The organism is Neisseria animaloris (genome assembly GCF_900637855.1).
GTDB lineage: Bacteria > Pseudomonadota > Gammaproteobacteria > Burkholderiales > Neisseriaceae > Neisseria > Neisseria animaloris.
The window spans coordinates 1,547,535-1,561,161 of record NZ_LR134440.1; the positions used below are offsets into that span (position 1 = coordinate 1,547,535).

At 51.9% G+C, this 13,627-nt stretch carries 10 protein-coding genes; 6 read left to right on the forward strand and 4 right to left on the reverse strand.

The features are described 5' to 3' along the window. Window positions 1-108: 108 nt before the first annotated feature. Window positions 109-603: a hypothetical protein gene (locus tag EL216_RS07150; RefSeq protein WP_085390547.1), complete on the reverse strand. Its 495-nt coding sequence runs from the start codon at window positions 601-603 to the stop codon at window positions 109-111. 342 nt (window positions 604-945) lie between these two features. Between EL216_RS07150 and EL216_RS07155 the strand changes: the two genes are divergently transcribed. Beyond that, window positions 946-2,400: a surface lipoprotein assembly modifier gene (locus EL216_RS07155; protein WP_085390549.1), complete on the forward strand. Its 1,455-nt coding sequence runs from the start codon at window positions 946-948 to the stop codon at window positions 2,398-2,400. Between the two features lie 224 nt (window positions 2,401-2,624). After that, window positions 2,625-4,778, forward strand: a complete 2,154-nt coding sequence (yccS, locus tag EL216_RS07160) for a YccS family putative transporter (RefSeq protein WP_085390551.1) — start codon at window positions 2,625-2,627, stop codon at window positions 4,776-4,778. A gap of 102 nt (window positions 4,779-4,880) precedes the next feature. Here the strand turns inward: yccS and EL216_RS07165 are convergent, their stop codons facing one another. Beyond that, the gene (locus tag EL216_RS07165) at window positions 4,881-5,780 is read right to left on the reverse strand and encodes an ABC transporter ATP-binding protein (RefSeq protein ID WP_085390552.1); all 900 of its coding nucleotides are present in this window, start codon (window positions 5,778-5,780) and stop codon (window positions 4,881-4,883) included. A gap of 197 nt (window positions 5,781-5,977) precedes the next feature. On the opposite strand from EL216_RS07165, the gene metG reads away from it, so the two are divergent. Next, window positions 5,978-8,062 carry a methionine--tRNA ligase gene (metG, locus tag EL216_RS07170; RefSeq protein ID WP_085390556.1) on the forward strand — a complete coding sequence of 695 codons (2,085 nt, stop codon included), beginning with the start codon at window positions 5,978-5,980 and terminating at the stop codon, window positions 8,060-8,062. Window positions 8,063-8,146: 84 nt separating this feature from the next. Beyond that, window positions 8,147-8,902 carry an ABC transporter permease gene (locus EL216_RS07175; RefSeq protein WP_085390558.1) on the forward strand — a complete coding sequence of 252 codons (756 nt, stop codon included), beginning with the start codon at window positions 8,147-8,149 and terminating at the stop codon, window positions 8,900-8,902. A gap of 129 nt (window positions 8,903-9,031) precedes the next feature. Here EL216_RS07175 and EL216_RS07180 read toward each other — a convergent pair whose 3' ends face one another. Beyond that, window positions 9,032-9,589 (reverse strand): porin family protein, encoded by a 558-nt coding sequence (locus EL216_RS07180; protein WP_085390559.1) that lies wholly within the window; start codon window positions 9,587-9,589, stop codon window positions 9,032-9,034. 517 nt (window positions 9,590-10,106) lie between these two features. Between EL216_RS07180 and EL216_RS07185 the strand changes: the two genes are divergently transcribed. Both EL216_RS07185 and EL216_RS07190 read left to right on the forward strand, forming a co-directional pair. Next, window positions 10,107-10,430: a hypothetical protein gene (locus EL216_RS07185; RefSeq protein WP_085390561.1), complete on the forward strand. Its 324-nt coding sequence runs from the start codon at window positions 10,107-10,109 to the stop codon at window positions 10,428-10,430. Window positions 10,431-10,520: 90 nt separating this feature from the next. Continuing rightward, window positions 10,521-11,825 carry a M16 family metallopeptidase gene (locus EL216_RS07190; RefSeq protein WP_085390563.1) on the forward strand — a complete coding sequence of 435 codons (1,305 nt, stop codon included), beginning with the start codon at window positions 10,521-10,523 and terminating at the stop codon, window positions 11,823-11,825. A 401-nt stretch (window positions 11,826-12,226) separates the two neighbouring features. Here EL216_RS07190 and purB read toward each other — a convergent pair whose 3' ends face one another. Next, on the reverse strand, window positions 12,227-13,597 hold the full coding sequence (gene purB / locus EL216_RS07195) for an adenylosuccinate lyase (RefSeq protein ID WP_085390732.1): 1,371 nt from the start codon (window positions 13,595-13,597) through the stop codon (window positions 12,227-12,229). Window positions 13,598-13,627: the final 30 nt, after the last annotated feature.

The following is a 13,627-nucleotide window of genomic DNA, read 5'->3' on the forward strand; positions in this document are numbered from 1 at the left end:
TTTTTCATATATTTCTTCTCTGCTTACTTTAAAGTGCCGTGTATGAAGAAAAGTTTCCTATAAAGAAATCCGCTGATATACCGGTTGGAGAGAATGGTGTTTAGTTTTTTATAGATTGTTTTCTTGCGATAGATTCTTATGCAATCGATACCAGCCGGTTAAACGGACTATGCACAGGCAGGAGATTAAGGGGAGGCATATAGCGGTAATCAGGTAACGGGGATTATCGAAAGCGATAGTGTATTGTCCTTTCGCAAAGTTGATAGCAGCCCAAAACCATTCCCAAAGAGAAGGTAAGCTGAATGCCAATACAGCCAATAAACCTAAGGTACGAAAGATGCCGATAGGCAGGATTTGTTTTTGCAGTACAGAATGGTTGAGTTGTAATAAAACCATTAGCCCGAAGCCGATGATGAGGGTCATACCGCCGTTGGTTAAAACTTGTAGGCCACTGAATGCTATATCGGGCGATACAGGCAGGTTGTCTTTAACGGGCCGAGCTTGTTGGTGCAGGTTCAGGCTTTGTGATATGTTGAGAAAAAAACCGTATGCCATATCAGTAAGGACAATCCATATCGGTAGAGAAGTGAGTATTCGTTTCATTGTAGACTTTTAACAAACGAAAAATGTAGTGTAATCATTTGGGTAAGTTTTGAATAGAGCGAATGGGAAGGAAACGGGGCATTTCTGATGTTTTGTTTCAGACGGCTTCAGTATTAAGGCGGGCAGCACGTTCAATATACGACACTTTTCGATTAAAGCTGCCGGAAATTATGGGAAGGGGAGGAAATTTGTTAAAATACGTTTATTTATAATTTCCGAAGAATGATTTGCCGCTACGATTATTCCTTTGTTTTATATAATTGTTTTGGCTGAATCCTTCTTTATTTTTATTCCATTAAGGTCGTTTGAAAAGCTTTCGGACGGCCTTTCGGACACTTAAGTATGTTGAAATATCTTTTTATCATATCATCGATTGGTGTGTTTGCTCCTGCTTTTGCTAATGAGCCGCCTCCTCAAGTTTTGCCTACTGTAGAAACCCCGTTTTTTGATGATCCTTTGAAAATAGAGGCAAAACCTAAACCGAAAAAACCTGAGGTTGCTCCCGCCGTAGATGCCTTACCTGAAAAACAGACGGAATCGGTAGAGCTGAACGAAGATGATTTGCGTCAGAATCCCGAGTTGGCTGCCCAATTAATCGAGCGTGCAATGCGTAGCCAAAACTGGCCGTTGTTGGCAGATCTGTTGTCCCTTTACCGCACGATACCCGAGCATGATGTGATTTTGTATGACTATGCATCGGGCGCGCTTTTGCGTTCTCAGAAAAAGCATGCCCAGGCAATTGCGGCTTACCGCCGTATTATTTCTGCCCATCCCGAATTGAGCTATGTACGTTTGGATTTGGCGGGTATGCTATATGAAAACAAACAGTATCAGGCGGCAAAAGATCAGTTTGAGCGTGTCAAGGCTGACAATATCGACGCGAATGCCCGCATGCTGGCCGATGCTTATCTTGAGCGTATTCAGAAGCAGGCCGGTTGGCAGTTTAATGCCGGGGTACAGTATGAGCGCAACGACAATGTGAACAATGCTTCTTCTGTTAAATATATTGAAATAGGCGGCAGACGGTTTGTGCGTGATGAGGATTCACTGCCGAAGCGTGCTAACGGCCTGCAATACAATTTTTCTGTAGAGCGCGATTGGAATCTGACCGGTAACCATTATGCAACTACCGAAGCATCGGTAGACGGCACTTGGTATTGGGATAACAAAGACTACAGCGAGGAAAGCGTGCGTGTGAGTGCGGGCTATAAGAACCAGAATATCCGCCGCTGGGCTTCGTTTAAACCTTTCGTAGGTTATAACCGTTTAGGCGGCGAATCTTACAGCCGCAATTTCGGTGCGACTGCTGAATACGGCGGTTGGGTAAATGACAATTGGCAACTGATTGGTTCTGCCGTACACATGCAGCGGCGCTATGCCCGAGATTACCATGCCAAACGTTACAACGGCCATCTGAACAGTGCTTCGTTTACTGCCGCGTGGTTGCCGACAGCCGGGTTGATGATTTACGGTGGTGTTGATTACAGCCGTGAGCATACGGTTGAAAAAATTGAATCGTCAGACCGTAAAGGCGGACGTGTGGGTGTGATAAAAGAGTGGAACAACGGTTTGAGTACCCGTGCGAATTTGCGCTATGCTGTGCGTGATTTTGACGAACCGAGTATCCGGCGCGATAAGGAATATCAGGCCAACGTTGCTTTGTGGCATCGTAGTGTACATCTTTACGGCATTACGCCCAAGCTGAATTTCCGCTACCTGAAAATCGACAGTAATATTCCTGTGTTTTATTCACGCCAAAACAGACAATGGTTTATTACCTTGGAAAAAACATTCTAAACCAGCTGCTTGATTGTTTAGCAAGATCAGGCCGTCTGAAATTTTTCAGACGGCCTGATGGTTTGTAAACCTCAAGATTGAGAATAAGCGGTGTGTGCACAAAAATGCGCAGCGTATGAAGAGTTTGGAAAGATTTCAGTTTCTTGGTACCTTTGCCTCCGTATTCGGCGACACAGCTTGCAAATCCTGTACAATTCGCGCTTCAGACACACGAAACACCTGATATGAGAACACCTCCCGTTAATCCTAAAGTTATCGCCACGCTGCCGATTTTCGTCAGCGTGTTTATTGCCGCTTCGCTGGTTTGGTATTTCAACGTGCCCAAACTGACGACGCCGTTTGTGCTGGGAGTAATCGCGGGCGGTTTGGTGGATTTGGATAACCGTTTGACAGGCCGTCTGAAAAACATTGTGATTACACTGGTGCTGTTTTCTGTGTCGTCGCTGGGCGCACAGATGACGCATGGTACGGGCTTGCCTTTTATCTTGATGATGACGGCGTTTACTTTCCTGTTTACTTTAACCGGCGCGGTGGGTTTGCGTTACCGCACCTTTGCTTTCGGCACGTTGGCAGTGGCGACTTACACCACGCTGTCGTACACGTCGGAGATACCGTGGTTTGTGAGCCCGTTGATGATTTTGTGCGGCACGCTGCTTTACAGCATGATGACTTTGTTGCTGCATGTGGTGTTTCCGCACCGACCCGTGCAGGAAAGCGTGGCCGATGCGTATGCCGCTTTAGGCGGTTATTTCGATGCCAAAGCTGCGTTTTTCGATCCTGATGAAGCCGATTGGTTGGAAAGCCGCCAGATTGATTTGGCCATGAAAAACACCGGTGTGATTGATGCGTTCAACCAATGCCGTATTGCGCTGTTTTACCGTATGCGCGGGCAGCACCGCCACCCGCGCACCAACCGCATGCTCCGGTATTATTTCGCCGCGCAGGATATTCACGAGCGCATCAGTTCGGCGCATGTCGATTATCGGGAGTTGGCTGACCGCCTCAAAAACACCGACCTGATTTTCCGCATCAACCGCTTGCTTGAGTTGCAGGGGCAGGCTTGCCGCGATGTGGCCGAAAGTCTGCGCAGCGGCAAGTCTTACCAATACGGTAAACGGTTGGAGCGAGCCATCCAAGGTTGCCGCCAATCGTTGAAAATTTATGCCGAAAACCATAACGGTGCGGAAGTCCACACCCTGCAAAGGCTGCTGGAAAATCTGTTCAGCGTCGATTACCAGCTTTCCCATTTGGAGAAAGATGAACATAATGCGGCGGGAATGCATTCCGATAAATCCGGCATTGCTGCGATGGAGCGCGGCGGTCTGCGCCATGTATGGAACACGGTACGCAGCCAGATGAATTTCGAATCTGCCGTGTTCCGCCATGCCGTGCGCTTATCGATAGTGGTGTTTGCCGCCTGTGCGATTGTCGAAGTGTTCCACCTTGATCTTGGTTACTGGATTCTGATGACAGCCCTGTTTGTGTGCCAGCCTAACTATTCCGCTACCAAATCCAGGGTTGTCCAACGTATTGCCGGTACGATACTGGGCGTGGTGGTCGGTTCGTTGGTGCCGTATTTCACCCCTTCGGTTGAAACCAAACTGTGGATTGTGATTGCCTCTACCACGCTGTTTTTCTTTTTCCGCACCAATAAATACAGCTTTTCTACTTTTTTCATTACCGTACAGGCGCTGACCAGCCTGTCGCTGGCCGGTATCGACGTATCCGCCGCCTTGTGGCCGCGTTTTACTGATACCGTTATCGGTACGGGTATTGCGTGGGCGGCGGTGTCTTATCTGTGGCCCGATTGGCGCTATCTCACCCTCAGCCGCACGGCCGGGCAGTCGGTCAGCCAAAACGGACGTTATTTGCGCCATATCCTCGGCCAACTGCAAAACGGCAGCGTCGACGACATGGCTTACCGCAGCGTGCGCCGCCAAGCGCATGAGCGGGCGGCGGCACTCAGCAGCACGCTTTCCGATATGAGCGGCGAGCCGAAGAAATACGGCGGTAAACTGCAAGACGGTTTCAACCTGCTTAAAACCAGCTATGCTTTAATCGGCTACATTTCCGCGCTCGGAGCCTTCCGCAACCGGATGGTAAAAGATTGTGCGCTCGACTTTACCGAAGGCTTTTTCCAAACGGCCTATCAGATTGCCGATATATTGGAAAACATCGCCGTAGAACCGCCGGAGGCTTTTCAGACGGCCTTAAACGAAGTGAAGGACAGTTTGGAAAACCTGCATGAACGGGTGGCCGACGACCGCCAAAGCAGTATATTGTGGCACCAACTCTGCCTGATTGCCCGCCAGCTTCAACCTTGCTATACCGCATTGCACGGGGCGCAGGAAGAGGCCGATCAGGTGCAGGCCGTCTGAAAAAGCGCAATCCCATCATCCGCCGCATGTTTTATTGCGGAATACGGCGAAGAGGCCGTCTGAAAATTTTCAGACGGCCTCTTCGATCGTTATCCGAAGCAGCTACTTCGCCCGCATCATCTGCACGAATACGTCTTCCAAATCCGTTTCCGGCAGCGACAAGTGCTTGACTTCCACGCCCGCATATTTCAGCGTTTGCAGCACAAACGCAAGCTGGTCGTAGTCTTCCAGCTTGAGCAACACCGCATCGTTTTCTTGCGGTACCTGCCATTGTTGCAGATTTTCCGGCAGCGCACCGCCGAGCAGCAGTTCCACGCGCAGGCCTTTTTCATTGTGCAGCAAATGTTCGGTTTTATCCAAAGCTACCAACTCGCCGTGCTTCAGCATGGCAATACGGGTACACATACTTTGCGCTTCTTCAAGATAGTGGGTGGTCAGGATAATCGTGTGGCCCTGACGGTTTAAACCGGAAATAAACGTCCATAGATTTTGACGCAGCTCCACGTCTACACCGGCAGTCGGCTCATCGAGCACAATCACCGGCGGGCGGTGCACCAACGCCTGTGCCACCATCAAACGCCGTTTCATACCGCCGGAAAGGTTGCGGGTATTGGTGCCGGCTTTGTCGGTCAAGCCCAGATTTTCGATAATTTCATCTATCCAGACATCGTTGTTTTTAATGCCGAAATAGCCCGATTGGAATTGCAGCGCTTCGCGCACGGTAAAAAACGGGTCGAACACCAATTCCTGCGGCACCACGCCCAAACTCATGCGCGCGGCGTAGGCATCGGCCACCACATCATGCCCCATCACGCTGATGTTGCCCGAGGTCAGCCGGCTCAAGCCCGCCATCGCTGAAATCAAGGTGGTTTTGCCCGCTCCGTTGGGGCCGAGCAAACCGAAAAATTCGCCTTGTTCTACATTGAAGCTCACATCTTTCAAGGCAGTGAAGCCGTTTTTATAAGTTTTAACGGCATTTTGGATATGGATGGCGGCAGACATAGGTTCTTTCGTTTTCAGACGGCCCCATTAGGGAAGAAGGCCGTCTTAAAAAGGCAGGGTTGGAAAAACAGAATTATAAACGCAGAGTTTGAAAAATACGGCATCTATCTTTGCCTGAGGCCGTTTGAAAGATGTTTTTCAGACGGCCTCAGGTATAATACAGCCTATTTCTATACTCAAATAAGCCGAACCTAACCATGACCCAACGCAAAATCCTCGTTACCTCCGCCCTGCCGTATGCCAACGGCAGCATCCACTTAGGCCACATGGTCGAGCACATCCAAACCGACATCTGGGTGCGCTTTCAAAAACTGCGCGGCCACGAATGCTATTACTGCTGCGCCGACGACACTCACGGCACGCCCGTGATGCTGGCCGCCCAAAAACAAGGCATGAAGCCCGAAGACATGATTGCCAAAGTGCGCGAAGAGCATTTGGCCGACTTTACCGGCTTCCACATCGGTTACGACAACTATTACAGCACCCATTCGCCTGAAAACAAACAGCTTTCCGAACAAATCTACCTTGCCCTCAAAGCCAACGGCAAAATCGAAAGCCGTGTGATCGAGCAGTTGTTCGACCCCGAAAAAAACATGTTCCTGCCCGACCGCTTCGTGAAAGGCGAATGCCCCAAATGCCACGCCAAAGACCAATACGGCGACAACTGCGAATCGTGCGGCACCACCTACTCGCCCACCGAGCTGATCAACCCCTATTCCGCCGTATCCGGCGCCACCCCCGTGCTGAAAGAATCCGAACACTTCTTCTTCAAACTGGGCGAGTGCGCCGACTACCTGAAAGAATGGACTTCAGGCAGCACCACGCTTTCAGACGGCCGCATCCAGCCGCACCTGCAACCCGAAGCCCTCAACAAAATGAACGAATGGCTGGGCGGCGGAGAAAACGGCGAAACCACCCTTTCCGATTGGGACATCAGCCGCGACGCACCTTACTTCGGCTTCGAAATCCCCGGCGCACCCGGCAAATACTTCTACGTTTGGCTCGACGCGCCCGTCGGTTACATGGCCTCGTTCAAAAACCTGTGCGACCGCATCGGCCTGAATTTTGACGACTATTTCCGCGCTGACAGCGATGCCGAAATGTACCACTTCATCGGCAAAGACATTCTCTACTTCCACGCCCTGTTTTGGCCCGCCATGCTCAAATTCAGCGGCCACCGCGCTCCCACCGGCGTGTTCGCCCACGGCTTTTTAACCGTCGACGGCCAAAAAATGTCCAAATCGCGCGGCACCTTCATCACCGCCAAATCCTACCTCGACGGCGGCCTCAACCCCGAATGGATGCGCTACTACATCGCCGCCAAGCTCAACAGCAAAATCGAAGACATCGACTTGAACCTGAACGACTTCATCGCCCGCGTCAACAGCGATTTGGTCGGCAAATACGTCAACATCGCCGCCCGCGCCTCAGGCTTTATCGCTAAACGCTTTGAAGGCCGTCTGAAAGACGTTTCAGGCAGTGAATTGGTACAAAAACTCGCCGCCGAGCGCGACAACATCGCCGCCGATTTCGAGCACCGCGAATACGCCAAAGCCCTGCGGGAAATCATGGCGCTGGCCGACGCAGTGAACGAATACGTCGATGCCAACAAACCGTGGGAATTGGCCAAACAAGAAGGCCAAGACGCGCGCCTGCACGAAGTATGCAGCGAGCTGATCAACGCCTTCAAAATCCTCACCATCTACCTCGCGCCCGTGCTGCCCAAAGTCGCCGAACGTACCGCCGCTTTCCTCAATCTCGACAGCCTGCGCTGGGCCGATGCCGCAACCGTGCTGCCCGAAGGCCACGCCATCAACAAATACGAACATTTAATGCAACGAGTGGAGCAAAAACAAGTGGACGATTTAATCGAAGCCAACAAACAAAGCATTCAGGCAGCCTCAACCGAAGCCGCCCCCGCCGAAACCGACCAATACGCGCCCGTCGCCGAACAAGCGAGTTTCGACGACTTTATGAAAATCGACATGCGCGTCGCCAAAGTGCTGAACTGCGAAGCCGTCGAAGGCAGCACCAAACTGCTCAAATTCGACCTCGACTTCGGTTTTGCAAAACGCATCATCTTCTCAGGCATCGCCGCCAGCTACCCCAACCCCGCCGAACTCAACGGCCGCATGGTCATCGCCGTCGCCAACTTCGCCCCGCGCAAAATGGCCAAATTCGGCGTATCCGAAGGCATGATCCTTTCCGCCGCCGCGGCAGACGGTAAATTGAAGCTGCTGGACGTGGATGCAGGCGCGCAGCCGGGGGATAAGGTGGGTTAATCTGAAAACCGGCAAACCGCAGAAGGCTGTCTGATAACTTTCAGACGGCCTGCACATTAAAAACATAAAGAAACCTTGCCAAAAATGATCGGCTTTTACACCCTTTTTAAAAAAGAAATCCTGCGCTTCTGGAAAGTCGGCCTGCAAACCATTGCCGCACCGATGCTGACGGCACTGCTTTACCAGCTTATTTTTTCGCATGCCATCGGCAGGCATGTCGAAGCCTTGCCCGATGTGGCCTACAATGCGTTTCTAATTCCCGGTTTGGCGATGATGAGCATGACTCAGAATGCGTTTGCCAACTCTTCCAGCAGCCTGATTCAGTCGCGATTGGCGGGCAATCTGGTGTTCATTTTGCTGCCGCCGCTCTCAACCACCGCTTTTTTCTCCGCTTACGTCGGTGCGGCGGTGGTGCGCGGGTTGTTAGTGGGGGCGGGGGTGATTGCGGTTACTGCGCCGTTCGGTCTGCCCATGCCGCATAATATCGGCTGGATATTGGCATTTTCGCTGTTGGGCTGCACGATTATGGGAATGTTGGGGCTGCTGGCGGGCATTGTGGCCGAGAAATTCGACCAGCTTGCTATGTTTCAGAATTTTTTGATTATGCCGCTCACTTTTTTATCGGGCGTGTTTTATTCGATTAACAGCCTGCCGGCATTTTGGCGCGGTATGAGCGGTTTGAACCCCGTGTTTTATATGATAGACGGCTTCCGTTACGGCTTTTTCGGCGTGGGTGATGTGTCTCCGTGGCTGTCGTTTGCCGTGGTCGGCGGCTTTTCGCTGGTGCTGGGCGCGGGCGTGCTGGCTATATTGAAATCGGGGTGGAAGCTGCGGAACTAGGAAATTTTGTTTCGTTATTGCCAGCGCATAGCGAAAGGCCGTCTGAAAAACTTTAGCTTCGCAGAAATTGCGCGGCATTTGTTTTCAGACGGCCTTTATTCACATTAGCCAGAGGCTGTTTCAGAGGGATTATTTAAAGCGGTAACCGATAGTAGCCATGTAGCTGTTGTTGGTTGCTTTGTTATCACTGCGTTTGTAGCGGGTTTGTTCCCATTCTCCACCTACTTCCACATTAGGCGTAACGGCGTATTTCAAACCTGCGCCGTAACCCAAGCCGTTCATGTGGCGGTTGGTACCGGCGATAACGTTGTCGAATTTACCGTAGTGGTAACCCACTTTGCCGTAAACCATGGCATCTTGCGCAAAACGGTAACCTTGCAGATATGACACGGAAGCATCATATTTTTGTTTCACTTTGCCATTGCCGTGGTTGGAAATTTTACGGTTCAACGGTTTCAACGCCACTTCCGCACCGCCGATCCAGTTGTTGCCGTATTCAACATTGTAATTACCGCGCACCGACACATCGGCTTTGTGTTTTTCATTCAAGCTTCTGTGTTTCACATCGGTTTTGCTGACACCTACACCCACTTCAACGGCGGGGCCGGTGAAAGTGTCTGAGAATGATTCGGCGGATGCGATGGCGGTAGAACCTAAAATTAAAACAGTCAGTAAGGCTTTTTTCATTGTTTGTACTCCTATCAGGATAAAATCGGAACACGTCAGAATGCGCCTTCCGTGTAATCAAGTATCGTGCCGGACAGACCTTGCCGCAACTGCTATGTTGCAGGCATTACATGATTTCGCGTTCGCTTAACATTTGTAATTTAAGAACTTTTTGTAATTATGTATAGCAGGAAACTGTTTCAGACGGCCTAAATGGAGTAAAAACTCTTTGCCAAAACACTGAAACCGCTGATAAAAAGTATCTGTATCGGAGCATAGACACGAAACAGCCACCTCCGGTTTGCAGAGTCTCCGAAACATCCTGCCCTGAAAACATAGAATATTTATTTACATTATCAAATGTGGTTTTTTCGGCAATTTTCTGCTGCCTGTTAACAACAGTCGCTGTAAACGGAACAGAAAATCAACATTAAACACTGTACCGTTCGGCTATATAATAAACGAATGCGGAAGACTTTTCAGACGGCCTGGATCGATCATCCGCATATACATCCATATAGAAGACTGAAGGAATAATATGAAAAAACTGATTGTACTAACCTTACTCGCTGTTTCTCCCTTGGCTTTTGCCGATAACGCGGCAGACGAATTACTCAGTGCACAGGCGGCCTACCGCGATGCCTTAAAAGCGCAAAGCACGGGCGGCAACCGCATTGCCACGCTGCAATCCGAATTATCGGCGGCACAGTCGCGCTTGAAGCAGGCACAAGCCGATGTGGTCGGCTTGCAGGAAAAACTGCATAAAGAAACCGCAGCCCAAGCGCAGGCCGACAATGTGTTCCAAGCCGCCAGCAAACGTTTGGATGCCGCTTGGAAAGCCGCCCGCACCACATCGAATTAACCCCCCCCCCCCTTATGCCGCAGGCCGTTTGAACAAAACCGTTTTTCAGACGGCCTTTCCCGAAAGCCTCCGCATATTCAGAAAGCACCTATGTTTCCACACAAAACCTTAGCTGCCTTGCTTTTTCTGCCCTTGGCCGCCCAAGCCGCCGTCGGCATCCAACGCTGGCACACGCCCGAAGGTACGCAGATTTTATTGGTCGAACGCCATGAAAACCCCATCGTCGATATCCAAATCAGCTTCAAAGGCGCAGGCAGCGCGTTCAACCCTCAAGATAAAGGCGAAGTATCCGAATTTACTGCCGGTCTGCTTACCGACGGTACCCGGCAGCTTGATGAAGAAGCTTTTAAAGAACGTACCAACGATTTGGCCGTCAGCCTAAGCAGTGGCAGCAGCAGCGAAGGTGCCAGTATTACCTTGCGCAGCCTTAGCAAACCGAAAAACCTCAATGCCGCCGTTACCCTGCTCAACCACTCGCTCACACAGCCGCGTTTCGATGCCGCCGTGTTCGACCGCCAGCAGAAACAAAGCATTACCGCTCTGAAGCAAAACGAAACCGACCCCGGTTTTATCGCCGACCGCGCCTTCACCCGTTTGAGCTACGGCAACCACCCCTACGGCCGTTCCGCCCAAACCAGTGTCGAAAGCATCCGCCGTGTTACCCTTGACGACATCCGCGCCTTCCACCGCACCCGTTACGGCAAAAACAACGCCATTGTTGCCGTAGTGGGCGATCTCAACCGCCATCAAACCGAAGCACTGGTCAAAAAAGCTCTTGACGGCCTGCCCGAACGCAGCAAAGAAAGCGGTAGCATTCCCGCCGTGCCCGTCCGCAGAGCCATGCGTCAGAATATTCCCTTTGCCGGCGAACAGGCGCAAATCATCATGGGCATGCCTCTCATCAAACGCCACGACCCCGATTACTATGCATTGGTTGTCGGAAACTACGTGCTGGGCGCAGGCGGATTCGACAGCCGCCTGATGAAAGTATTGCGCGACCAATACGGCTATACCTACGGCGCATACAGCAGCCTTTCCCCCTCCACCGAAGCCGGCCCCTTGAGCATCGCCTTTTCCACCCAGAAAGCCAACACCACCCAAGCCTTAGCCGCCGCCCGCAAAGTGCTGGCCGACTTTATCGCCGAAGGCCCCACCGAAGCAGAGCTGGCCCAAGCCAAAGCCAATCTTACCGGCAGCTTCCCGCTGCGTTTCGACACCAACGCCAAATTGCTCGGCTACCTGAGTTTGATCGGTTTCCACAATCTGCCCGACGATTATCTCGAAGCCTATCCGAAAGCCGTTTCGGCCGTTACCGCCGAACAAATCAAATCCGCATGGCAACGCCGCGTGAAAGCGGAACAGATGAATATCGTGGTTGTGGGCGCGGATAAATAACGGAAGGCCGTCTGAAATGATGTTTTCAGACGGCCTTGATGGAAAGGCACATATCCTTACATATCGGTGCTGACCGGCGGTTGCCATCCGAAAGCCGTAAGGTTGGCGAAATATTTTTTTCGACCATTCAGGCAGTTAAAAATCAAGCGGCTGTGATATAGTCTGTTCGTACATCTTTTTGAACAGGTTGGCGAAAACAGGCTTTTGAGTCTTTGCCTGCCAACGGTTTGAGAAGGGCTTCAGCCACCTTCGGGTGGCTGTGTGTTGAAACCCGATGGCCGACCATGACGACGGCCCCGATGCGGCAGCCACCTTCGCGCGGCTGTGTATTAAACCTTCTCAAAACACAACAGGCCGTCTGAACATTTTCAGACGGCCTGTTATCATTTCAAACGCCTTGATTAAATACGTTTCGCCAATGCTTCGGCTTTGCCTACATACAGCGCAGGTGTTAGAGCCAGCAGCTGCTGTTTGGCAGCGGCGGGGATGTCCAGCGATTCGACAAACACTTTCAGCACGTCGGGCGTGATGCCGTCTTTGCCGCGGGTGAGGTCTTTCAGTTTTTCATACGGATTGGCCACGCCGTAGCGGCGCATCACGGTTTGAATCGGTTCGGCCAAGAGTTCCCAAGTGGCGTCCAAGTCGGCGGCTAGGGCGGCGGGGTTGGCTTCCAGTTTGTTCAGGCCGCGCAGGTGGGCGATCAAGCCCAGCACGGTGTAGCCTGCGCCTACGCCCATGTTGCGCAGCACGGTGCTGTCGGTGAGGTCGCGCTGCCAGCGGGAAACAGGCAGTTTTTCCGAAAGGAAGCCCAACACGGCGTTGGCCATGCCCAAGTTGCCTTCGGAGTTTTCAAAGTCGATAGGGTTGACTTTGTGCGGCATGGTGGAGCTGCCTACTTCGCCCGCTTTGACTTTTTGTTTGAAGTAGCCGAGGGAGATGTAGCCCCATACGTCGCGGTTGAAGTCGATTAAGATGGTGTTGATGCGGCTCAGGGTTTGGAAAAACTCGGCCATGTAGTCGTGCGGCTCGATTTGGATGGTGTAGGGGTTGAAGGTCAGCCCCAATGCTTGCTCGACGAAGGTTTGGCAGTGCGCTTCCCAATCCACATCGGGGTAGGCGACCATGTGGGCGTTGTAGTTGCCGACCGCGCCGTTGATTTTGCCTAAAAATTCTTGTGCGGCAAGCTGTTTGATTTGGCGTTGCAGGCGGTAAACGACGTTGGCGATTTCTTTGCCCAAGGTGGAAGGTGTGGCGGGTTGGCCGTGGGTGCGGCTCATCATCGGCACGGCGGCTAGGTCGTGCGCCATTTCGGTGAGCTTGGCGGTGATTTCGGCCAGCTTCGGCAGCAGCACGGTTTCGCGGGCGTCAGCCAGCATCAGGGCGTGGGAAAGGTTGTTGATGTCTTCGCTGGTGCAGGCGAAGTGGATAAATTCGCCGGCGGCGGCAACTTCGGGCACGCCTGAAAAACGCTCTTTCAACCAGTATTCGATGGCTTTCACGTCGTGGTTGGTGGTGGCTTCGATGGCTTTTACGGCGGCGGCATCTTCCAGCGAAAATTCGGCAATCACGCGGTCGATTTCGGCAACGGTGAAGTCGCTGAATGCGGGTACTTCGGTGATTTTGGGTTCGGCGGCCAGAGCTTTGAGCCAGTTGAGTTCTACTTTGACACGGGCTTTCATCAGGCCGTATTCGGAGAAGATGGGGCGCAGGGCTTCTACGGATTGGGCGTAGCGGCCGTCGAGCGGGGAAAGGGCGGAAATGGGGTTGATCATAGCGGATTCCTGTTTGATTGCGGGATATGC

Bases quoted from the DNA above. Each gene is read 5' to 3' on its own strand.
- EL216_RS07175 (WP_085390558.1), top strand. From the start codon at position 8,147: ATGATCGGCTTTTACACCCTTTTTAAAAAAGAAATCCTGCGCTTCTGG.
- purB (WP_085390732.1), bottom strand. From the start codon at position 13,597: ATGATCAACCCCATTTCCGCCCTTTCCCCGCTCGACGGCCGCTACGCC.
- metG (WP_085390556.1), top strand. From the start codon at position 5,978: ATGACCCAACGCAAAATCCTCGTTACCTCCGCCCTGCCGTATGCCAAC.
- EL216_RS07185 (WP_085390561.1), top strand. From the start codon at position 10,107: ATGAAAAAACTGATTGTACTAACCTTACTCGCTGTTTCTCCCTTGGCT.
- yccS (WP_085390551.1), top strand. From the start codon at position 2,625: ATGAGAACACCTCCCGTTAATCCTAAAGTTATCGCCACGCTGCCGATT.
- EL216_RS07190 (WP_085390563.1), top strand. From the start codon at position 10,521: ATGTTTCCACACAAAACCTTAGCTGCCTTGCTTTTTCTGCCCTTGGCC.
- EL216_RS07180 (WP_085390559.1), bottom strand. From the start codon at position 9,589: ATGAAAAAAGCCTTACTGACTGTTTTAATTTTAGGTTCTACCGCCATC.
- EL216_RS07155 (WP_085390549.1), top strand. From the start codon at position 946: ATGTTGAAATATCTTTTTATCATATCATCGATTGGTGTGTTTGCTCCT.
- EL216_RS07165 (WP_085390552.1), bottom strand. From the start codon at position 5,780: ATGTCTGCCGCCATCCATATCCAAAATGCCGTTAAAACTTATAAAAAC.
- EL216_RS07150 (WP_085390547.1), bottom strand. From the start codon at position 603: ATGAAACGAATACTCACTTCTCTACCGATATGGATTGTCCTTACTGAT.